The 22976-nt window shown below is 34.0% G+C and carries 20 protein-coding genes and 1 pseudogene; 16 read left to right on the top strand and 5 right to left on the bottom strand.

Translation table 11 applies throughout. From position 1 onward, the window contains the following. The first annotated feature begins 9 nt into the window (after positions 1-9). The 12 genes and pseudogenes from C6H25_RS01320 to C6H25_RS01265 form a co-directional block, all read left to right on the top strand. Positions 10-651 (top strand): lysophospholipid acyltransferase family protein, encoded by a 642-nt coding sequence (locus C6H25_RS01320; protein ID WP_104747690.1) that lies wholly within the window; start codon positions 10-12, stop codon positions 649-651. Positions 652-669: 18 nt separating this feature from the next. Further along, the gene (locus C6H25_RS01315) at positions 670-1650 is read left to right on the top strand and encodes a hypothetical protein (RefSeq protein WP_104747689.1); all 981 of its coding nucleotides are present in this window, start codon (positions 670-672) and stop codon (positions 1648-1650) included. Further along, the gene (locus tag C6H25_RS01310; RefSeq protein ID WP_104747700.1) at positions 1640-2161 is read left to right on the top strand and encodes a hypothetical protein; all 522 of its coding nucleotides are present in this window, start codon (positions 1640-1642) and stop codon (positions 2159-2161) included. The genes C6H25_RS01315 and C6H25_RS01310 overlap by 11 nt, the downstream gene beginning before the upstream one ends. Positions 2162-2170: 9 nt before the next feature. Beyond that, positions 2171-2713, top strand: coding sequence for a hypothetical protein (locus C6H25_RS01305; RefSeq protein WP_104747688.1), 543 nt, complete (start codon positions 2171-2173; stop codon positions 2711-2713). A gap of 8 nt (positions 2714-2721) precedes the next feature. Beyond that, positions 2722-3102 (top strand): YkgJ family cysteine cluster protein, encoded by a 381-nt coding sequence (locus C6H25_RS01300; protein ID WP_104747687.1) that lies wholly within the window; start codon positions 2722-2724, stop codon positions 3100-3102. Between the two features lie 103 nt (positions 3103-3205). Beyond that, positions 3206-4456, top strand: a complete 1251-nt coding sequence (locus tag C6H25_RS01295) for an ATP-dependent nuclease subunit B (RefSeq protein WP_418904537.1) — start codon at positions 3206-3208, stop codon at positions 4454-4456. After that, positions 4457-5005 (top strand): indole-3-glycerol phosphate synthase, encoded by a 549-nt coding sequence (locus C6H25_RS01290; protein ID WP_104747685.1) that lies wholly within the window; start codon positions 4457-4459, stop codon positions 5003-5005. 61 nt (positions 5006-5066) lie between these two features. Next, a complete protein-coding gene (locus C6H25_RS01285) occupies positions 5067-5318 on the top strand; it encodes a YfhL family 4Fe-4S dicluster ferredoxin (protein WP_014659007.1) in 252 nt (83 codons plus the stop codon). A gap of 9 nt (positions 5319-5327) precedes the next feature. Continuing rightward, entirely contained in the window at positions 5328-6782 is a 1455-nt protein-coding gene (locus tag C6H25_RS01280) for a Ppx/GppA phosphatase family protein (protein WP_104747684.1), read from the top strand. Continuing rightward, the gene (gene waaC / locus C6H25_RS01275) at positions 6779-7786 is read left to right on the top strand and encodes a lipopolysaccharide heptosyltransferase I (RefSeq protein WP_104747683.1); all 1008 of its coding nucleotides are present in this window, start codon (positions 6779-6781) and stop codon (positions 7784-7786) included. The genes C6H25_RS01280 and waaC overlap by 4 nt, the downstream gene beginning before the upstream one ends. Further along, on the top strand, positions 7783-8778 hold the full coding sequence (locus C6H25_RS01270) for a lipid A biosynthesis lauroyl acyltransferase (protein WP_104747682.1): 996 nt from the start codon (positions 7783-7785) through the stop codon (positions 8776-8778). The genes waaC and C6H25_RS01270 overlap by 4 nt, the downstream gene beginning before the upstream one ends. Positions 8779-8811: 33 nt before the next feature. Then, positions 8812-9089 (top strand): annotated as a pseudogene (locus tag C6H25_RS01265) (outer membrane beta-barrel protein); the annotation flags it as partial. A gap of 114 nt (positions 9090-9203) precedes the next feature. On the opposite strand, the gene C6H25_RS01260 reads toward C6H25_RS01265, so the two are convergent. From C6H25_RS01260 to C6H25_RS01240, 5 genes are all read right to left on the bottom strand, one after another. Beyond that, the gene (locus C6H25_RS01260; protein ID WP_104747681.1) at positions 9204-9506 is read right to left on the bottom strand and encodes a hypothetical protein; all 303 of its coding nucleotides are present in this window, start codon (positions 9504-9506) and stop codon (positions 9204-9206) included. Positions 9507-10009: 503 nt separating this feature from the next. After that, the gene (locus tag C6H25_RS01255) at positions 10010-12295 is read right to left on the bottom strand and encodes a hypothetical protein (protein WP_104747680.1); all 2286 of its coding nucleotides are present in this window, start codon (positions 12293-12295) and stop codon (positions 10010-10012) included. Positions 12296-12518: 223 nt separating this feature from the next. After that, on the bottom strand, positions 12519-12800 hold the full coding sequence (gene gatC, locus C6H25_RS01250; protein WP_104747679.1) for an Asp-tRNA(Asn)/Glu-tRNA(Gln) amidotransferase subunit GatC: 282 nt from the start codon (positions 12798-12800) through the stop codon (positions 12519-12521). 15 nt (positions 12801-12815) lie between these two features. Beyond that, on the bottom strand, positions 12816-14294 hold the full coding sequence (gene gpmI / locus C6H25_RS01245; RefSeq protein WP_104747678.1) for a 2,3-bisphosphoglycerate-independent phosphoglycerate mutase: 1479 nt from the start codon (positions 14292-14294) through the stop codon (positions 12816-12818). A 12-nt stretch (positions 14295-14306) separates the two neighbouring features. After that, complete coding sequence (locus C6H25_RS01240) at positions 14307-15344, bottom strand: hypothetical protein (RefSeq protein WP_104747677.1); 1038 nt, start codon at positions 15342-15344, stop codon at positions 14307-14309. Between the two features lie 120 nt (positions 15345-15464). On the opposite strand from C6H25_RS01240, the gene glyS reads away from it, so the two are divergent. From glyS to C6H25_RS01220, 4 genes are read left to right on the top strand one after another with little or no spacing between them, the layout of a single operon-like run. Further along, on the top strand, positions 15465-17564 hold the full coding sequence (glyS, locus tag C6H25_RS01235; RefSeq protein WP_104747676.1) for a glycine--tRNA ligase subunit beta: 2100 nt from the start codon (positions 15465-15467) through the stop codon (positions 17562-17564). Continuing rightward, complete coding sequence (locus tag C6H25_RS01230; protein ID WP_104747675.1) at positions 17536-18846, top strand: TolC family protein; 1311 nt, start codon at positions 17536-17538, stop codon at positions 18844-18846. The genes glyS and C6H25_RS01230 overlap by 29 nt, the downstream gene beginning before the upstream one ends. Further along, a complete protein-coding gene (locus tag C6H25_RS01225; protein WP_104747674.1) occupies positions 18843-19916 on the top strand; it encodes an efflux RND transporter periplasmic adaptor subunit in 1074 nt (357 codons plus the stop codon). Before C6H25_RS01230 ends, C6H25_RS01225 begins: the two co-directional genes overlap by 4 nt. Beyond that, positions 19916-22975, top strand: coding sequence for an efflux RND transporter permease subunit (locus C6H25_RS01220; RefSeq protein WP_199768905.1), 3060 nt, complete (start codon positions 19916-19918; stop codon positions 22973-22975). Before C6H25_RS01225 ends, C6H25_RS01220 begins: the two co-directional genes overlap by 1 nt. Position 22976: the final 1 nt, after the last annotated feature.

Raw genomic sequence — 22976 nt, 5'->3', positions numbered from 1 at the left:
AGGGAAGAGTTGAGTTTAAAATTTTTTAGAAAAAATTTAGTGTTAAGGATTGTTCCACGCTTGGCTTGGGGAGTCCTTTGGTTATTGCATAAAACTTGTAAGAACCGCTATTTTTTATCTCAAAAATTAAAAGAGCAACAATTTATTGTAAGTTGTTGGCATGGTGAACTTGGCATGATAGGCTTTGCTTATTTAAGGCTTAAAAAACCTTGTATTTATGTGATTGCAAGCCAGCATTTTGATGGCTCTATTGCAGCGGGTTTATTTGAAAGCTTTGGCTTTAAAAACATTAGGGGTTCTAGTAAAAAAGGGGGGGTTAGGGTTTTGATAGAGGGGCTTAAGCATTTAAAAGAAGGCTATGATGTAGGTATCACTCCAGATGGCCCTAAAGGACCAAGACACAGCATAGCTGATGGGGTTATTGCTCTAGCTCAAAAATCAGGCGTAGGTATTAGTGTGTGTAGGGTTATTTGTAAAAGTGCATGGCAATTTAATACTTGGGATAAATTTGAAATTCCTAAGCCTTTTAGTGAAGTGCATTATTATATGTTAGAACCTGTTGTTATCCCTAAGGAATGGGAGCTTTCAAGGGCTAAAGAATATTTGAAGATGCGTATGGATAGCTGTAATAATCAAGAACAAATAAGTTGAAGTTAAGGGGATTATAGGGTGTTTAAAGGGCTAGAAAGAATGCTTAGAGAAAAGCTTTTTTCTCAAGTGTATATTTCTTTTAATGTGGATAAGAATGATTTGAGTATTCAGGTTTTAAGAATCAAAAATTCTCAAGTTAAAGAAAAATTTTATAAAATGTTTGAAACTAAGAATGGCGAGATTCCTATTCAAGCCTTAAAAATTGCTCGAACTTATACTCAAAAATACCCTTACACTTATTTTAGTGCTATGAGTAAGGCCAAAGAAATTGTGTGTGAAAAAAGTGTTTTTGAGCAACTAAAACTAGAAAATCCTAAAGAAGACTATAGAGTTTGTGAAATTAACCAAAAATATTGCGCTTATATAGAGTCCAAAGATTTTCTAAAAGATTTTAAGCGTTTTAAAATCCAAGACATAGATTATCTTTTTTCGCCTTTTAATATTATTTATCGTTTTGTTTATGATAGTTTAGAAAGTAGACCATCGCTATATTTGCTTATGGAGCGTTCTAGAGTTTATTTTTTGATTGCGGATAAAAAAGAGATTTTTTTGGCTAAATCGGTGTTTTTAGAAGAGCAACCTGAAGTGTTTCTGCAAAGCAGTCCAGATGAGTCTATGGAAGTGAAAAATGAAATGATAGAATCATTTTTGAGTGAGATTCAAGAGGATATTGATAATTTAGAGGAGGCTATGAATTTAGATGGGGTTCAAGATAATGGTGCAGAAAAACCTGAAGAAAACGCTCAAAATCTTATTGAAGACTTGACGAATATTCCTATTATTGCTGATATTTTGCAAGAAAATTTAAGGAATGTCTATAGTTCTAAGGATATAGATTTTGTAGAAAAAGTCGTGCTTTTAGATAGTTGTCAAATCCATCAAAAGGCTTTATTGCATTTGCAAGAATATTTGATGATGGAAGTGAGCAAACTTACTTTTTCATTAGTAGAGCAACTGAATATGCTTGCTCGTATAGAGAATGATGAACATGCGTTATAGTTTTATTCCTCCAAAGGTTAAGCACCTTGTTAGCAAGCTTTCTAAAATTTGGATTTTTTATTTGGTATTATCGTGTATGGTTGTTTTAGGGCTAGTATGGTTTGTAAAAAATGCGAGTAAGCGCACCAACAACAATGCTATGTTTTTAGAAACTCAAGAGCTTATCTATCGCCATGAAATCAATCGTTTGCAAGTGAAGATTGCTCAAACGCTCAAATTGATTAAAGAGGCTAAAAAACGCTTGGATTACAATGATAATATTAAGGATATTTTGCAAGGACTTTTAAATATTGTGCCAGATTCCATTACGATTACTTCAGTTGAAATGGGTCAGCAAAGCATTATTATTAAGGGCAAGACTCCATCAAAAGAGGCCTTTTATTTTTTGTTTCAAAACAAGTTAAATTCAATGTTTGATTACTCTCAAGCAGAATTTTTCCCCCTAAGTGATGGGTGGTTTAATTTTGTCTCTACAAGTTCTTCAAATACCGCTTTTATTAAAAATCCTTAAGGGGGTCGCATGGATAAAATACATTTTTCTCATATAGATAGAGAGCAGTCCGGCGATGTGGGCTTTATTATTAAAAACCTTATATTTTTAGGGATTTTTTCATTGTTTGGGTGGTTAAATACTCATTATTTTTTATGGCCTAGCATGCTTGAGTTCAAAAGCATGCTTTTAGAAGAGAATCGTAAAAAAAGCCTTTTAGAATATACCCAAAGGCGTTTTGAGACTAGCCTTAATAATTATCGCACTCAAAGGGATACTAGCTTGCTTTTATTAAAAGTTTTGGGCTATGAAGAATCTAAAATGGTTTTGGATAAAATTTTGAAACTTTGTTTTGAAAATTATCAAATTGAGGTTGTGTCTAAGAAACAAGATTCTCTTAAAAAAGCGAGTTTTGATATTAGGGCTAAAACAGATGAATTAAAAAAAGTATATCGTTTTTTTACGCTATTGAATAAGTATTTGCCAAGTGCAGAAAGCCAGCTACCCATTAAAATTTCTAAAGATACTAAAGGATTGGTGGTGCAGTTTGGCGTAGGCGTGCAGTATCAATAAGAGGTTTTATGCAAGGTTTTGATTTTAGTTTTGATAGTAAGGCATGCGAGAGTTGTGGGGCAAAATGCTGTGTAGGAGAGAGTGGGTATATTTTTTTAAATATTGAAGAAATGCAAAAAATAAGTGCTTTTTTAAAATTAGAATTTGAAGAATTTACTAAAAAATATGTAAAAAAAGTGGGCTATAAATATTCTTTGATAGAAAAAGATGCCAAAGATTTAGGTTTAGCATGCGTGTTTTTAGATTTAGAGACTAAAAAATGTCAAATTTATAGCGTGCGTCCTAAACAATGTCAAGCTTTTCCTTTTTGGGAGAGTGTAAAAAGCTTTTCTAAGGAAGAAAAAGAGGCTTTTTGTCAAAGTTGCCCCGGAATTAAGCATATGTGTTAAAAACAGCAGACTAACTATGCTACAATAAAAATTAGTTACATAAAAGGAAAAATAGATAATGAAAATTAAACTTAAAGAAAAAATTTTAGTTAGCTTGTTGCTTATGCAAGTGTCATTCTACTTGAATGCAGAAACCCTTTCAGAAGACCATGAAATTTTGTTGAGTTCAGATGCTTTTCATAGGGGGGATTTTGCTAGTGCACAAAAAGGGTATTTAAATCTTTATAAACGCACCAATAAAGTGATTTATGCTAAAGAGGCAGCCATTTCAGCGGCAAGCTTAGGGGATATTAAAACCGCTATGCATTTAGCTATGCTCTATCAAAAAATCACTAATAACCATAATGATGTCTCTATCAATAAGATTTTAGTAGATGGCTACGCTCAAATGGGACAGATTGATAAAGCGATTGAGCTATTAAAAAAAATCCGCAAAGAAGAAAAGACGATAGGCACAGATAATGTGCTAGGGACTTTGTATCTAAGTCAAAAAAATATTGACAAGGCTTTCCCTTTATTAAATAGATTTTATAACCAAGTGCATGATGAAGATAGTTTAGAAAAACTTATTACGATTTATTTCATACAAAATCGTAAAAAAGATGCTTTGGATTTATTGCAATCACATATTGATAAATACGGGTGTTCAGAGCAATTATGTCAAAAAGCTTTCAATACTTTCACGCAATTTAATGAGCTTAATTTAGCCAAAACTACTTTTGCTCGTTTGTATGAAAAAAACCCTATTGTCCAAAACGCTCAGCTTTACATAGGGGTATTAATCCTACTAAAAGAGTTTGATAAGGCCCAACAAATTGCAGAATTATTTCCTTTTGATAGGCGTTTGTTGCTGGATTTATATACCGCCCAAAAGAAATTTGCTCAAGCATCTAAACAAGCTTCTTTAATCTATAAAGAAAAAAAAGACCCTAAATTCTTAGGATTAGCAGTGGTTTATCATTATGAAGATTTAAGCATGAAAAATAAGAAAGTTACCAAAGAAGAAATGATGCCCATGATTTCAAAACTACAAAAAGCTGTTTTAGAGAGAGAGCAAGTTTTAGCTAAAAATCAAGGCAAGAAAGATTTGCAAGACGCTTTCTTTTATAATTTCTTAGGCTATTCGCTTATTGATTATAGCGTGGATATTAAAAAGGGCATGGAGTATGTGAAGAAGGCTCTAGCGATAGAGCCTAGCTCAGCTCTTTACTTGGACTCTTTGGCATGGGGGTATTATAAACTTAATAATTGCCAAGAGGCTAAAAAAATCTTTTCTCAAATTCCTAAAGAACGCATTCAGTCAGAGACTGAATTAAAAGAGCATTTCAAATCTATTCAAGAATGCAAGAAATAAATGCCAAAGATTTTAGAAAATTTACAAAAAAGCCTAGCCTTAAAAGAGAGCATGCTCTCTTATGAGATGTTAGGCAAAAGCTTGTCGTATAATCCTTACTTACCTAGAGTTATCTCTAAAACTAAGGACTATGTTTTTTTGACCCCTAGCGAGATTAGAGAAAAGCTTTTAAATGAATTTATAGACACAGAATGTATTATTGTCAATTTCAAAGAATTGTATGAAGTGGGTGTACCAAGCGTATTTGATTTAGAAATTTTAGGGTTATTACGCCGTCATGCAAGCTCTTTGATTATCCATGATGATTTTTTAATAAGTCATTACCAGCTTTTAGAATCCGTTATTCAAGGTTCTGATGGGGTTATTTTAGATGAAGAGCTTTTAAAAGAAGATTTAAAAGACATGATAGAATTTGCTTTGCGTTTGGGACTAAGCGTTTTTGTAGAGACCAAAAAGGCGAATGAAAGCTTAAGAGCGTTAGGGGCTTTAGGCGTTCTAGAAAAAGCTCCAAATTCTCAAAATAAGAAAAAAATAGTCTTTTTAGATTGAATTTTAAGCTAATTTTGAGTAAAAATCGTATTCAAACTTTGATGATAAAAAGGAGTTAATCATGTCGTTATTAGTGAGCGATGAATGTATTGCATGTGATGCTTGTAGAGAAGAGTGTCCTAGCGAGGCGATTGAAGAGGGCGACCCCCTTTATAATATTGACCCAGATAGATGCACAGAGTGCTATGGGTATTATGATGAGCCAAGTTGCGTGAGCGTGTGTCCTGTAGATGCAATTTTGCCTGACCCTAATAACACAGAAAGCGTAGAAGAATTAAAATATAAATATGAAAGCTTACAAGAGCAAGATTAAAGGCTAGTAATGGCTAAAATCACGACCGTGATTGACATAGGCTCTAATTCGGTGCGTTTAGCAATCTTTAAAAAGACAAGTCAATTTGGTTTTCACTTGCTTTTTGAAGCCAAATCTAGAGTGCGAATTTCAGAGGGTTGCTATGCATTCAAAGGGGTTTTACAAGAAATTCCTATGCAACGCACCATAAAAGCTCTGTGTGAGTTCAAACAAATCGCTCTCAAGTATAAAAGCAAGAAGATTTTATGTGTGGCTACTTCAGCGGTGCGTGATGCCCCTAATAGATTAGAGTTTGTAGCAAGAGTAAAACAAGCTTGTGGTTTGCAAATCAAAGTCATTGATGGGCAAAAAGAGGCGTTTTATGGCGGGATTGCGTGTGCGAACTTATTGCATAAAAATTCAGGCATTACCATAGATATTGGAGGGGGTAGCACGGAGTGTGCGTTGATAGAAAAGGGTAAGATTAAGGATTTAGTCTCGCTTGATATTGGCACTATTAGGATTAAAGAATTGTTTTTGGATAAAGCCTTAGATGTAAAATTGGCTAAAGCATTTATTCAAAAAGAAGTCTCTAAATTACCTTTTAAGCATAAAAATGCCTTTGGAGTAGGGGGGACAATTAGAGCGTTGAGTAAAGTGTTGATGAAGCGTTTTGATTATCCTATAGATTCTTTGCATGGCTATGAAATAGATGTGAATAAAAATCTAGCTTTTATTGAAAAAATCATCACGCTTAAAGAAGATAAATTACGAGCTTTAGGGGTGAATGAAGAGCGTTTAGATAATATTAGAAGTGGGGCATTGATTTTATTGGTCGTGTTAGAGCATTTAAAAACTTCTTTAATGATTAGTAGTGGGGTAGGAGTGAGAGAAGGCGTGTTTTTAAGTGATTTGCTCCGCCACCACTATTATAAATTCCCTCCTAATATTAACCCATCTTTAATTTCTTTAAAAGATAGGTTTTTACCCCATGAAAAGCATAGTCAAGGGGTGAAAAAAGAATGTGTCAAGTTGTTTGAAGTGCTATATCCTTTGCATAAAATAGATGAAAAATATCTTTTCCATTTAAAGATTGCTGGTGAGTTAGCGAGCATGGGCAAGATTTTAAATTTTTATCTAGCCCACAAGCATAGTGCTTATTTTATTTTAAACGCTTTGAGTTATGGGTTTAGCCATCAAGATAGGGCGATTATTTGCTTGCTCGCTCAATTTAGCCATAAAAAAATCCCTAAAGATAACGCTATCGCTCATATGAGCGAGATTATGCCAAGCCTTTTAACCTTACAATGGCTGAGTTTCATTCTGTCTTTAGCAGAGAATTTGTGTGTCGTAAACAGCCACCATTTAAGCTATAGATTAGAAAAAAACAAGCTTATTATTCATTCTAGTAATGAGCTTTATTTGGCTAAAGAAATGCTTCCTAAACTCATTAAACCTATTCCTTTTATTGTAGAGTTTACTTGAAAATAGCTATTGTTAGACTTTCAGCACTGGGCGATGTTATTGTTAGTGCTGTGTTTTTGGCTACTATCAAAGAGCATTTTCCTAACGCTCAAATTGAATGGTTTGTAGATGAAAATTTTAGTGCGATTTTAGAGCATTCCCCTTATATTGATAAATTACACCCCATAGCTTTAAAAAGCACTTTAAAATCCCTTAACCCTTTTAAGATTTTCAAACTTTTTAAATCCTTAAAGACTTATGAATACGATATTGTGATTGATATGCAAGGCTTGATAAAATCCGCTCTCATTACCAAGTTTTTAAAAGCCCCTAAAAAAGTCGGCTTTAGTTTTACTTCTGCTAGAGAAAGTTTGAGTGCGTTATTTTACACTCAAAAAGTTACTATTGCTTATAATGAGCCTATTTTAAAACGCAATTTCACGCTTATTTCTCAAGCCTTAAACTTGAAAATAGAAATGAAAGAGAGTTTATTGACTAGAGCTAAAGTGTTTTCTTATTCAAATTCTTTGCAAATCAATGAATTGAATTTAAATGAGAATAAACCAAAAATCCTTTTTGTTTTAGAAACTTCTAAAATCAATAAAACCTATCCCCTAGAATGTTTTAAAGAGCTTGCTTTGATACTAGAAGGCTTTCAGATTTGCTTGTTATGGCATGCTGATGAAAATAAAGCTACTACGCTTTATAACACGCTAAAAAATCAATGCGATATTCTATTGCTTCCTAAACTCACTTTAAACGAAGTTAAGGCATTGCTTGTTAGAATGGATTTAATTATAGGGGGCGATACTGGTATCACACATTTAGCATGGGCATTGCAAAAACCTAGTATCACCCTTTATGGTAACACACCTATGGAGCGTTTTAAGCTAGAAAGTCATATCAATGTTTCACTCACTAGCAACGAATACGCCAATTATAATAAAGATGATTTTTCTATCCAAAAGATAGAGCCTAAAAAAATTAAAGAATGCGTTTTAAAAATTTTAAAGGAAAACAAATGACTTATAAAGAACGCCTAATACACGAAAAAATATTAAATAAAGACGATAGGGGTATTAAAGTAGAATTACGCATTTTTAGTATTTTTTTAGTGGAATTTTTAGTTAATTCTTTAGGGTTTATTCTAGCTAGAATGCCCCATTTATGGTTTTTAAGATGCATTAAAGCTTTAGCGTGGCTTATGAAAACTTTTGATAAACGCCGTTATTATGACGCTAAGGCTAATTTAGATTTTGTGTTTGAAAGTTCTAAGAGTGAAGCTGAAAAAGAAAAGATTATTCAAAAGGGTTATGAAAATTTTGCATTCATCATTTTAGAAACGATTAGAGTAATATTCATTCCTAAAGATAAATACGACGCACGCTTTAGCCTTGTGAATGAAGAAAATGTGTGGAAGTCTTTAAGCAAGGAAGGACAAGCGATTACTTTATGCATGCATTTTGGTTACTGGGAGGCAGTAGGCACGACTTTAGCTCAATATTATGAAAATTATGGGCGTGGGTGTTTGGGGCGTTTGACTAAATTTGCCCCTATAAATCACATGATTATGAGTAGGCGAGAGGCTTTTGGGGTGCAGTTTGTTAATAAAGTAGGGGCGATGAAAGAACTCATTAAAATGTATAATAAAGGCAATGGTTTAGTAGGGATTTTAGTGGATCAAAATATTTCGCATAAAGAAGGGGTTGTGGTTAAATTTTTTAATAAAGATGCCACACATACCACCATTGCTTCTATTTTATCACGCCGTTATAATATAGATATTCAGCCTGTATTTATTGATTTTAATGACGATTACTCGCATTATACAGCAACCTATTATCCAAGTATCCGCTCTAAAATTACTGATAATGCTGAAAATGATATTTTAGAATGCACTCAAGCTCAAGCGAGCTTGTGTGAAGAGGCGATAAAAAAGCACCCTGAAAGCTATTTTTGGTTTCATAGGCGTTTTAAAAGCACGCATCCTGAGATTTATAGAAATAAAAATAAATAGTAATGTATAAGCTTATTTTTTTAAGCCCTTTTACTTGGCTTTAGAGACACTTATAATAATGTAGGGCTTTATACTTATGCGTAGGCACAGATGTATTGTATAGCATCTTTGAAAGGTCTTATCAAAATAAAGCCGTCAATTTTGGTGTCTTTGGAGGCATTCAATTAGCGGGTGAAACCTTTAGCTCCTCTTTAAGAAACAGCGAATCATAGATAAAAAGAAGATTAATAGCACGCATTTCCAATTTCTCTTTGATGTGGAGATGCGTATGAATTTTGGTATTTTGAAAAAAAGATATGAAAAAGCATAACTAACACTCCATTGAGATTGGTATTCGAATTCCTATGATTTAAAAAATATCTACGATTTGATTGGATTGACTGATAATCTCTAATTGGTATTGACTAGATTTTTCTAAGTTTGAACTAAATTGCGTTTATGATGCTTGATTGTTCAATTTTGTTGAGATTATTAGAAGTTACAATAAGGTTTTGGGCAATGGTTAGAATTTCATTGGTTTCTTTAACTAAAGGCATGTTTTGGACTTGCACATTGTAATTAGCCTCTCCAAGAAATGAACAAGATCCAGAAGTAGACCATGCCTTGGTTGCAACTAACTGTTCTACAATGCTTTTTACTTGAGTTAGTAGCTTTTGAGGACTACTGCTTGTTGTATTTATAGCTTCCATTTGAGGTAATTCTACATTAAGTTTTTTGGCTATGTCCATTGATTATTGTTTGCTGGCTTTGCCATTGTTGTTTCTGTGTTGCATTATCATAGCAATTTTTTCCATTGATAGTAGCATAACCCATATTCCCATTACCAAGTAAGACTACCTATAGGGATAGAGCCATTCTGGTTGGCAAATTGGCCTCTTGATAAGCAGGTGAATATTTTGTGTTGCTATCACCGAAGTTGTTGTCAGAGAATTTTGGATATTGTTTATGGCACTATTGATTGCTTCTTTATTTCTTCTATTTACCATCGCACGATTCAATTTTTGCAATGCTATAAGGCTATTTTGTAGTTCTGCATAATTACCATTAAGTTTTTTAATTTTACCGGTATTTTTAGCGATTTATTGGGGTTTACTAATTAGTAATCATTTCAATCTCATGTCTAAGAGTCTCTAAGACTCATTTTTTATCTTTTAAAGAATTAAAAGAGATTTTATAAGGTGGTTGTTTTTAAAAAAGTATTAGAAAGACCCTAGAAGTCTTTCTAAGTTGGCTATTTTTCAAACCTATCTAGCATATCCATATCATTATCGGAGTAATCTTTATCTTCATCGGCGTGATTGACCTCGTCAATATGGTGGTGCATAGCGTTTGCTATGGTAGGATTATGTTCAAGATAAGTGTTGATTTCTTGGACATCTTTTTCTAAGATTTTATCGTTTTGCAAGACTAAACTATCATATTCTTTATTTAAAAGACCTCTTGTAGCATTATAATCAGCTCTTAGGGCATTATCATACAGAGCATTATTGATTGCTTTAATCTTTAGAGCGAGTTGTCCGTTACTAGGGTCTTTAGCAAATTGTCTTAGGGCTTGCTCGTCTTCTTGAACTAATTTTTGCATCGTATTTCCCAAAAACTCAGTTTGTAAAACAGAAGAATTATAGGCTTGATGGTTAAAACAGCTCATGCCATGAATACAAGTGTTATTATCTGCTTGAACAATTTGATTGGCCGCATTATAGTAATAAGGGCTAAACTGATTAAGGGTATTTGCAAGATTATTGATAGCGTGGTAATCCTTAAGGGTATTATTCAAATTAGTTTGAACTTGGTTAAACTCATTTTCTAAGTTTTTAACATAGCTTTCTGATTGAGCGATTTGTTGCTTATTGCCCCAGCCACTTGCTAAATACCAATTTAATTGACTCATGCCAGAAGTTCTAGAATAGCCGGTAAGCTTATTAGAAATGCTTTGTAATTGTTTCAAATCATTTTGAATGGCCCCACCGATATTGCCATATTCTTTCATAAGATTAGTAGCGGTAGTTTTGTCTGCATAGGCATTTTGGAATAATGGAAGAGCGTTGTTTAAGTTGCCTAAGAGCTGTTCGAACTGCCTTTCATATCCAGCATTCGTTTTGCCTGCATTGTAGAGAGTGTTAAGCCAGCTTGTATTGACATATTTAGAAATTGTTTGAATATTTTGCTTGACTTCTACATTCTTATAGGCTTTATCTAAACTAGCTTGAACTTGATTAAATTCATTTTCTAAATGCTCTACATAATTTTCTACTGAATTAACCTTGCTTTGACTACCCATGCCATCGCCAATATACCAAGACATTTGACTTACCGCTGATGTGCTACCGCTTGTAAGCTGGCTAGAAAGAGAGCTTAATTTTTTCAAATCACTTTGAATGGTTGCATCATTAAGATTGCTATATTTTTTGACATCATTATTATAAGTGTCTGTATCATTATGAGCATTTTTGAATAGAGGTAAAGTGCTATTGAGATTTTTCAAGCTTTGTTCAAATTGTACGACATTGCGATCATTCTTTGCTTGATTGAAAAGCCCTTGAATATAGTCTGTATTGGTATATTGAGAAATAGTTTGAATGTCTTTTTCAATCATTGCATTTTTATAGTCATTTTCTAAATTAGCTTGGGTTTGATTGAATTGATTTTCTAAGCTCTTGACATAATTTTCCACTGAATTAACTTTGTTTTGATTGCCATAGCCATCAGATACATACCAATTCAACTGATTAGTCCCTGAATTACCATAATTACCCCAAATTTCATGAGCAAGTGTTTTTAATGTGTTTAGGTCGTTTTGAACGGCTGAATTACTGACATTACCATAGTTTTTAATATCATTTTGATACACGCTAGATTCAGTGCGAGCGTTTTTGAATAAAGGTAGAGCGTTAATGACATTATCAAGGGTTTGCTCAAATTGTCTTTCATACCCTTTGTTATGCTTGCCCGCATTATAAAGTTCATTAAGCCAACTAGTATTAGTGTATTTGGAAATATCTTGTAATTCTTGCTCAACTTCGGCATTTTTATAATCATTCTGTAAGGTTGCTTGGGCTTGTTGAAATTCATTTTCTAAATTTTTGACATAGTTTTTTACAGAATTAACTTTATTTTGATTGCCATAACCATCGCCAATATACCAAGACATTTGGCTTACCGCTGATGTGCTACCGCTTGTAAGTTGGCTAGAAAGAGAGCTTAATTTTTTCAAATCACTTTGAATGGTTGCATTACTCATGCCACTATAAATTTTCATATCATTATTATAAATATCGGTATCGTTATGGGCATTTTGATAAAGAGGTAAGGTGCTATTGAGATTTTTTAGACTCTGCTCAAATTGTGCGACATTTTGTCCATTCTTAGCTTGATTAAAAAGCCCTTGAATATGACCGGTATTAGTGTATTGAGAGATATTTTGAATATCTTTTTCAACTACAGCGTTATTGAAATTTTCTGCAAAAGCAAAACTGCTAATTAAAGCTAAACTAAGAAATGTTTTATAAGCATTCATAGTAACTCCTAAAAATAAATTTTAAAAAAACAAAATGGCATGACCATAAAGTTGTAGAACTATAGCATATTTTTTAACATTATAACAATGAATAAACCATAAAATAATGTTAGTATCTATAAAAAGTAACATTATTAAAAATGATAACAAAAGCCCAAGAGACTATCAATTATCTTATAAAAACTTGCTTTAAACGCTGAGTTGAGTTTTTTATTATCCTTGTCTATTCAATAATCTTAGGCACAATGAAGTAGTTATCTTGGCTGTGTTTGCTTTGGCTTAAAATATCTTGTGCTACACTAGGCTCATTTTGTGCTATATCTTCTCTTAAAGGGGTGCTTAGCTTGGTGTCTATATTCAAATCGCTTGTTTCTAGAGTAAAGATATTTTCTACAAAACCTAAGGTCTCGGCTAAATGGCTTTTAACACTTTCTTTATACTCATCTTTAATCTCTAGCATGCTTAATTTTTCTAAGCGTTGTAATAATTTATCATCAATTTGCATTGTTTTTCCTTTAATCTAAAATAGGGGTTCACTCATAACTTCTGGGGCTTTAATACCCATAAGTTTTAACACGCTACTAGCGATGTTGTTTAAGGCTCCGTTTTTTAAGGTTTTGACACCATTTCCTAAAACAAAGCAATACACACTTCCGGCGGTGTGATTAGTCAAGGGATTGTGATTTTCATCTTTCATATGCTCGCAATTTCCATGATCACTTGTTAAAAGCATGGCGTAATCTAATTCTTTGGCTAGTGAAAGGATTTTTCCTAAGCACTCATCTACTACTTCTACAGCCTTAATGCTTGCTTCAAAGTTTCCGGTATGCCCCACCATATCGCCATTAGCAAAATTAACAATGATTAAATCAGTGCCTAGTCTCATCTGCTCTAATACAACAAGGGTTACTTCTTTGGCACTCATTTCAGGCTTTAGGTCATAAGTAGCCACTTTTGGGCTACTAATTAGCACTCTATTTTCATTTTTAAAAGGAGTCTCTATTCCGCCATTGATAAAGAAAGTTACATGAGCGTATTTTTCGGTCTCAGCGATATGGCTTTGAGTTAGGTTATGAGAAGAGACGACTTCAGCGAGTGTGTTTTGAATATTTTCTTTAGGAAACAAAATAGGGTAGGGGAATGTTTTGTCATAAGGGGTCATGGTAGCGATATGAAGTTTTTTAAAAACTTGACGCTTAAAAGCATTAAAATTTTTATCGCCTAAAGCACTCACTATTTCTTTAGCCCTATCATTTCTAAAGTTTAAAAAAATAAAGCTTTCATCATCTTGCATGCCTAAATAACCTTTAAAGCAAGTCGGCAAAATAAATTCATCGGTAACATTTTCGTTATACTGACTTTTGATATATTCACTAGGACTTAAAGGGGTGGGGTTTGTAAGACCCATTAGGCTATTGTAAGCGAGTTCAATTCTCTCAAAGCGTTTGTCTCTATCCATCGCATAGAAACGCCCGCTAATGGTGGCGATTTGAATGTTTTCATTACAGATAGCCTGCATTTGTTCTAAATAAGTTAAAGCACTTTTAGGGGCAACATCTCTGCCATCAGTGATTAAATGTAGATAGACTTTCTTATTGAGTTTTTGACTTTCTAGGGCTAGAGCGATAAAATGCTCAATATGTGAATGCACGCCCCCATCACTCATCAGCCCCATAAGATGGATAACCTTGCTTTTATGAATAGTGTCTAAAAAAGCGGTGTTGTTTTTAAGCTCATCATTTTGAATGCTTAAAGAAATTTTGACTAAATCTTGATAGAGCACTCTACCAGCTCCGATACACATATGCCCCACTTCAGAATTTCCCATTTGTCCTTTAGGTAAGCCTACGCTTAAGCCATGCGTGTCAATGAGACTATAAGGCAAGGTCTCAAACATCAAGTCATAAGTAGGCTTTTTGGCATGAAAAAAGGCATTATAATCGCTATCTTTGCGATACCCTATGCCATCAGTAATGATAAGAAGAGTTTTTTGTGCCATATTTAAGGCTTTTTAAGGCTCTTGCATAAGGGTAATGCGATTAGCTAAAATCGCATTTTTTTGTCCCTTAGAGCAATTTTTACACACTTCCTTAGCATTGTTCTTTTGGGAGCGTTTATGATGGGCTTTAGCAGATTTTTGAGTGCTTTTAGGTTTAGTATGGGTAAGATTAGCGTGGTTGGCTTGAGCTAGATATACAGGTTTATGCTCTAATTTCTTGTTATAAGAAGTCTTAATTTCTTTGATTTCTTGTTGCTCTTTAGCCTTAACCTCTTTAATGGCTTTTATCTCTTGAGCTTTAGTCTCTATAGGGGTTTTTAGAACTTCACTAGCACTTGCTAGAGCCTTTGGCATAGTATTACCAACGGGGTCTAGCTGTAAATTACTATTAGCACTTCTTTGCAACGCTTGGTCTTCTTTGGTATTTGCACTAAAGAGCTTGGATTCTTTTAAACGCTTGATTTTATCTTGTATATCTTCGTAATATTTTTCTGCATCTTCGTTAGACTTTTGGTTTCTTTCCCAACGACTGCCTTTATTATAAGATTTAATCATGCTTTTTAAATTACCTTGATAGCGCGTTTTCCAATAGATTAATTCTTTTAGAGCTACTTCGGAGGCAAAATTATTATTTTGAATGAGTAATTCCCCCATAACATTGCGTAAAAAAGGGCTATCTTTATGTCCATAGCTTTTTAGAACGCTTGGGATATAAGCATGATAAACGCCTGCACTTGGGTCAGAAAAATTAATCCTATAAGTCCCTGCACATGATTCTTTCCATGCAATGCTTGCTAATTCATAGCCTAAATTTTCTTTAGAGCCAAATTGATAAGCGAAGTTTAAAACTTCTTTTTGCTTAGCATTAAACTCTTTAATGTTATCACACTTTGTCATCGCAACATGAGTGATAGGCGATTTTGGCTTATTTTTATTCTCTTTAATAGAGCTTTCTTCTGCAACTAAGTTTAAGCTTAAAAAAGCACTTAGCGTTGCACCTACTAAAAGAGCTTTTAGCTTAGTGTTAATAAACGGGGCTAAATTTTTCAAATGTTTACCTCTATGATTTTAAGAATTTATAAATAAGAATAAATTTGAGTATAATTCTACCATAATTTTAGCCTAGCTTGGTTTAGGGTAAGAGCAAAATTTTTAGGGAGAATTTAGATTTTGAGTTCAGATGAATTATTAGTAGAGATTTTAACCGAAGAATTGCCTGCACAAGCATTGCTGAATGAATATAAGGAAATGCCTAAAAAGCTCCAAGCCCTTTTTCAAAAATACGCCCTAGAAGTAGGAGCTATAGAGATTTTTTACACCCCTAGGCGTTTGTGTTTATCTATCAAAGATTTTCCCCTTTCAACCAAAGAAACTAAGGAAGAGTTTTTTGGAGCACCCATTGAAATTGCGTGTAACAATAAGGATAAAACGCAAGGTTTGAATGCGGTTGGTTTGGGGTTTTATAAGAAAATAGACTTAGAGTTAAAAGATAATAAGAACTTCCAAACGGCTTTTAAGAACAATAAAGAAGTGCTTTATTATGCTAAAGTCAATGCCCCACAGCCTACTAAACATTTGATTATGCCTATTATCTTAGAGTTTTTAGAGAGTTTGAATTTTGGAAAATCTATGCGTTGGGCTAGTGTAGAAAAGAGCTTTATTAGACCTATTCATAATATTTGTGTGCTATTTAATCAACAAGATTTTAATGGCATTGAAGTAAAAGAATATGGTTTTAAAACTAAACAAGCCACACAAGTGCATAGACAAGAGAGTTTTGAATACATTAAGGTTAGTAGCCCTAAGGAATATTTTGAGACTTTAGAAAAACACCATGTTATTTTAGGCCCAACAAAGCGTGAGACTAAAATCCTACAAGAGATTAGAGAGTTAGAAAAAAAGCATAATATCATAGTAGAGATTGATACTAATTTATTAAAAGAAGTCATAGCCATTACTGAATACCCCACAGCGCTTTTTGGAGAATTTGACAAGGAATTTTTGAAATTACCCAGCGAGATTATCATCACTTCTATGAAAGAAAACCAACGCTATTTTGCTACCTTTGATAAAGACAGCAAGACATTACACAACGGCTTTATTGTGGTGAGTAACGCCATTAGTAAAGACAAGCAAAAAATCATTTTAGGCAATCAAAAGGTTTTAAAGGCTCGTTTAAGTGATGCAGTTTTCTTTTATGAAAATGATTTGAAAAAGCCCTTAGATAACGCCCCTTTAGAAAATGTTGTTTTTGTGCAAGGCTTAGGAACTTTAAAAGATAAAGTGGAGCGTGAGTTAATTATCGCTAAATATCTAACACAAAAATATTTTTCATCTTTAAATATGCCTTTAGAGAAAGCCCTTGAGCTTATCCTTAGAGCCATTAAAATCGCTAAAGCGGATTTGCTGAGTGAAGTGGTGTATGAATTTACAGAACTTCAAGGGATTATGGGTTATTACTACGTTTTAGCCCAAAATGAAGATAAGCTTGTTGCTTTGAGTATCAAAGAGCAATATTTACCTACAAGCGAAAATTCTCCCTTACCTTCTAATGTCTTTAGTGCGATAGTTTCCTTAAGTCTTAAGATAGATAGCTTACTTGCTCTTTTTAGTGTGGGTAAAATTCCTAGTGGCTCTAAAGACCCTTACGCACTAAGGCGTATGGGATTAGGGCTATTAAAGATTATTTCTCATTATGAATTAGACTTTGATTTAAAGCGTGATTTAGAAAATATAATGCAACAAGTGGGCGTTTATAAAAGCTTTGATTTGGATATGTTAGAGAAGTTTTTGCTAGAAAGATTTGCTAATTTAATAGATTGTAACCCATCAATTATTAGAAGTGTGCTTAATACAAATGAGCGAGATATTGTAAAAATCATTCAAAAAGTCAAAGCCTTAAAACGCTTTTTAGATAACCCAAAGAACACTCAAAAGAAAGAATTGCTTTTTAGTGCTTTCAAACGCCTAGCTAATATTAATAAAGATAGAAATCTCAACAAGACTTGCGATTTTTCAAAAAATCTTTTTAAAGAGCCACAAGAGCATGCCCTTTTTAGTGCATATAATGAGCTAAAAACGAGTCATTTTGATAGCTTGGATAGCAAAATAGAAGCTTATTTTAGTTTGTATGAACCTTTAGAAGAGTATTTTAAAAGTGTGCTGGTTATGGATAAAGATAAAGAGATTCAAGAAAATCGTAAGAATTTCTTATTGAATATCTATAAGAGTTTCTTAGAAATTGGGGATATTAAAGAAATTGCGATTTAATCTATTCAAACGCTACACAAAAGTTCAACTTTCTTTTTTGGGGGTAGCTCTTTTTGTGAGCATGCTTAGTGCTAAGACTTTTACCCTAAAAGAGTTTTTTAAAGAAGTAGAAACTAACTCAATGGAATTAATCGCCAAAAAAGCTGATTTTAAGAGCCGATTAAATGAACAGCGTTCCACTAATGCTTGGGATTTTCCTTTTATTGATAATGAAACTTCTATGGTAAAAAACTATCAAGGTATTGTAGAGGCTCAGCCTAGAACCGTTCTAGTGATTAAGCCTAAACTGCCATGGGTTAGCTCACTATTATCCAAAAGCCTTTCTATCAAAACCGTTCAATATGATAAAAGCTATACTCTAAGCAAGAATCTAGCCTTTATTGGTGCGAAACGCCTCTATTTAACTTATGTAATCACCAAAGAAAAATATAAAATTTATGTGCAACGAGAGGCTAATTTTTATTCTCAGCTAGAAATCGCTAAAAAAAAGGTTAAAGCTGGGAGTATGAGCGAAAAAGATTATATTAATTTTAATAATTCTTATTTGGAATCCAAATTAGCTAAGACTAATATTGAAACCATGCTTATCAATATAGAAAAGTTGCTAGACACGATGTTAGCCATTGTGGAGCCGGTAAAGGAGGGGGCTAATTTTGGCACTTATTTAAACCATTTGCATGATGTGAAAGTAATAGGCTTAGATTTTGAATATGTGCGACTAGAGCCTGAATCTTTAAAACAAAAATTAAACCGCTCTTTGTATGTGGATATTTTAGATTTGACCGCTAAAGATTATGGAGTGAATGCCAAGTTGGCCAATAGAGATGTGTTTAATAATTTTGAATTTGGAGTTGGTGCTGAAAGTTATAACTCTTCTACAAACTTTTCTATGGAAGTGCGTATTCCTTTACCCGTAACACCTAAAAACATCTATCAAAAGCGAAAATTTTTAGATTTGCAAAGTGGGACACTCGCACAAAATGAAGTGATGAAAAGAAATATTAGAATTAATGCTAATTCTTATCTTAACCAACTTAAAACCAAAGAAAAGTATATTAAAGTGCAAAAAGAGGCGATTGACAATAAAAGACGCTTAATGGAAATGGGGCGTGTGGCTTATGAGGCGCAAAAAATTGGATTGTTTGAATATTTGATTTATCAAAATTCTTACATGGACGCTCTTATCGCCTTAGCAGAGGCTAAAATTGAATATGTTAATATTACAGCTCTTTTAGAAGAGACTTTGGGAGAAAGTTTGACAAGATTAGGAGAATTGAATTGAAAAAATCATTATGCTTAATCTTTTTGTGTGTAATTTTAGGAGTTTTTTTAAGGGCAAAAGATTATGAAGAGATTGTCCTAGATGAAAAACAGCTCAAGCACATGGGCTTGCATGTGATTAGACTAGATAAAGAGATTTTTAGCAAGGGACTTCCTTTTAACGCTTATATTGATTTTGATAGCAAGAGTTCTGTGGTTCAAAGCTTGAGTTTTGATGCCTCAGTAGTAGCTGTGTATAAGCGAGAGGGCGAGCAAGTGCAAAAGGGCGATATGATTTGTGAAGTCAGCTCTATTAGCTTGAGTAATCTCTATTTTGAATTACAAAACAATCAAAATAAATTAAAAATTGCTACTGATGTTACCAAAAAAGATTTAGAGCTATACAAAGCAGGGGTGGTTTCTAAGAGAGAGTATCAAACAAGTTTTTTAGCTAGTGAAGAAATGCGTCTTAAGGTGGAGCAATTAGAAAGCACTTTTAAAGGCTTTGGTATAGACCCTAAAAATCCTAAAGGTAATTATGGCTTTAGGATTATCGCTAGAGATAATGGTTTATTATCCGTCGCCCCTAAGAATGCTGGCGAAAAGATTTTAGCTTTCACTAGCTATGTGCGTATTTCTAAGAGTAATAACCTTATCGCACGCATTAAATTACCGGTAGATGTATCCAAAAATATTAAAAGGCATTCTCCGGTTTATGATGAGAATGGCATTAAAATTGGGGTTATTCAAAGTATTTCAGTGGTTTTAGATAGGGGGTCTAACACCATTTTAGCCACCGCCCTAATTGACCAAGGCAATTATCATGTGGGCGAAATGGTGGAAGTTTATATTCAAGGTTCTCAGCCCAAAGGCTCTGTATTTGTGCCATCGCAAGCTTTAATTAGAAATGGCAAAGACTATCTAGCATTCATTAGGACAACTAAGGGGTTTAAACCAATTGCAGTGCATGTTTTAGAGGAACGAAATAAGATTTTTGTAGTCAGTAGCCAAAGTTTAAAGCCTAGTGATAGCGTGGCAATAGGGGCATTAATTGGATTAAAAGGCATGATAAACCACTTAGGGGAAGAATAATGTTAGCCTCTATCATTGAGTTTTCCTTACGCCAACGAGTTGTAGTGATTGTATGTGCAGTGTTGGTTTTATTTTTTGGAACTTATAGTTTTATCACCACTCCTGTAGATGCTTTCCCAGATATTTCGCCCACTCAAGTAAAAATCATTTTAAAACTTCCGGGTTCTAGCCCTGAAGAAATGGAAAACAACATTGTGCGTCCTTTAGAATTAGAGCTTTTAGGCTTAAAAGGGCAGAAATCTTTAAGAAGTGTTTCTAAATATTCCATTTCAGACATTACGATAGATTTTGATGATAGCGTGGATATTTATCTAGCTAGAAACATGGTTAATGAGCGACTGACAAGCGTAATGAAAGATTTACCCGTAGGGGTTGAAGGGGGCATGGCACCCATTGTTACACCACTATCAGACATGTTTATGTTTACTATTGATGGGGATATTACTGAGATAGAAAAACGCCAGCTTTTAGATTTTGTTATCCGTCCGCAGTTAAGAATGATTAGTGGTGTAGCTGATGTCAATTCTATTGGAGGTTTTAGTAGGGCGTTTGTGATTGTTCCAGATTTTAATGATATGGCTAGACTTGGCGTAAGTATTTCTGACTTAGAAGAAGTCTTAAGGGCAAACTTGAGAAACAGCGGAGCAGGGCGAGTAGATAGAGATGGCGAAACTTTTTTAGTCAAAATCCAAACCGCATCACTTACTTTAGAAGATATTGGTAAAATCACCGTTTCTACTAAAATGGGGCATTTGCATATCAAGGATTTTGCTAAAGTGGTGAGTGAGTCTCGCACTCGCTTAGGCTTTGTTACAAAAGATGGCATAGGCGAGACTACAGAGGGTTTGGTGCTTTCTTTAAAAGGAGCCAATTCTAAGCAAATTATCACGCAAGTGCGTCAAAAATTAGAAGAGTTAAAACCCCTTTTGCCTAAAAATGTGTCTATAAATGTGTTTTATGACCGCAGTGAATTTACGCAAAAAGCCATTGCAACCGTCTCTAAAACTTTAATAGAGGCGGTAGTGCTGATTGTTATCACACTCTTTTTATTCTTGGGGAATTTACGAGCGAGCGTTGCAGTGGGTGTGATTTTACCCCTAAGCTTGTCAGTGGCTTTTATTTTGATTAAAATAAGTGATTTAACCTTAAATCTAATGAGTTTAGGCGGTTTGATTATTGCTATAGGCATGCTAATAGACTCCGCAGTCGTAGTGGTAGAAAACGCTTTTGAAAAATTAAGCACTAATACCACTACGACCAAACTCCATACAATTTATCGTTCATGTAAAGAAATAGCTGTTTCAGTAGTGAGTGGGGTAATTATTATCATCGTATTTTTTGTGCCGATTTTAACCTTGCAAGGTTTAGAAGGCAAGATGTTTAAGCCTTTAGCTCAAAGTATTGTTTATGCGCTTTTAGGCACGCTAGTTTTATCTATCACTATTATTCCTGTGATGAGTTCTATTGTATTAAAAGCCACACACCATAGCGAAACCTTTTTAACGAGATTTTTAAATAAAATCTATGCTCCTTTATTAGAATTTTTTCTGCATAATCCCAAGAAAGTTATCGTTGGAGCGTTTATATTCTTGGTGGCTAGTCTTTCATTATTTCCTTTTGTGGGTAAAACTTTTATGCCCACTTTAGATGAGGGTGATGTGGTTTTGAGCGTAGAAACTACTCCTTCTATTTCCTTAGAGCAGTCTAAAGAGCTTATGCTAAAGATTGAAAAAGCGATAAAAAATAATGTTAAAGAAGTTAAAACCATAGTCGCACGCACCGGAGTTGATGAAATAGGACTTGATTTAGGGGGTTTGAATCAAACTGATACTTTCATTTCTTTTATTCCCAAAAAAGAATGGTCAGTTAAAAATAAAGAGCAGTTATTACAAAAAATTATGGACTCTTTAGAGGGTTTTAAAGGGATTAACTTTTCCTTTACTCAACCCATTGAAATGAGAATTTCTGAAATGCTAACCGGTGTTAGAGGGGATTTAGCGATTAAAATTTTTGGCGAAGATATTTCTAAATTAAACGAATTGAGCTTTCAAATTGCACAGCTTTTAAAGGGTATTAAAGGTTCTAGTGAAGTTTTAACCACTCTTAATGAGGGCGTAAACTACTTGTATGTAACCCCAGACAAAGAGGCTATGGCTAATGTAGGCATTGCTAGTGATGAATTTTCAAGATTTTTAAAATCTGCTTTAGAAGGCTTGATTGTAGATACGATTCCTACAGGAATTTCACGCACACCGGTTATAATCCGTCAAGAGAGTGATTTTGTAAGCTCAATTACCAAGCTAAAAAGCCTTGAATTAACTTCTAGGTATGGTGTGGCAGTGCCTATTACTTCTATTGCTGATATTAAAGAAGTGGATGGTCCTGTTTCTATCGCAAGGGAAAATTCAAGGCGTATGAGCGTGGTGCGTAGCAATGTAGTAGGGCGAGACTTAAATTCCTTTGTAGAAGAGGCTAAAAGAGTTATAAAAGAGCAAGTTAAATTACCCTCAAGCTATTTTATTACTTATGGAGGGCAGTTTGAAAATCAAGAACGGGCTAATGCTAGGCTTTCAACGGTTATTCCTTTAAGCATACTAGCGATTTTTTTCATTCTCTTTTTCACTTTTAAAAATATTCCTTTAGCTTTACTCATTCTTTTAAACATTCCTTTTGCAGTAACCGGTGGGTTGATTGCATTATTTTTAGTAGGAGAGTATATTTCAGTGCCAGCGAGCGTGGGCTTTATCGCTCTTTTTGGGATTGCAGTTTTAAATGGCGTAGTGATGATAGGTTATTTCAAAGAGCTTCTATCACAAGGAAAAAGCATAGAAGAGTGCGTTTTGCAGGGGGCAAAAAGGCGTTTAAGACCGGTTTTAATGACCGCTTGTATTGCAGGTTTAGGCCTGATCCCCTTATTATTTTCGCATAGCGTAGGCTCAGAAGTTCAAAAGCCCCTGGCGATTGTTGTGCTTGGGGGCTTAGTAACTTCAAGTGCTTTAACCTTGCTCTTATTACCGCCTATGTTTATGCTGATTGCTAAAAAGATTAAAATCGTGTGAA

Source organism: Helicobacter cetorum, from assembly GCF_900198405.1.
Lineage (GTDB): Bacteria > Campylobacterota > Campylobacteria > Campylobacterales > Helicobacteraceae > Helicobacter > Helicobacter cetorum_C.
Note: the sequence above shows the minus strand (reverse complement) of the source record. Positions and strands in the feature narration are given on the sequence as shown.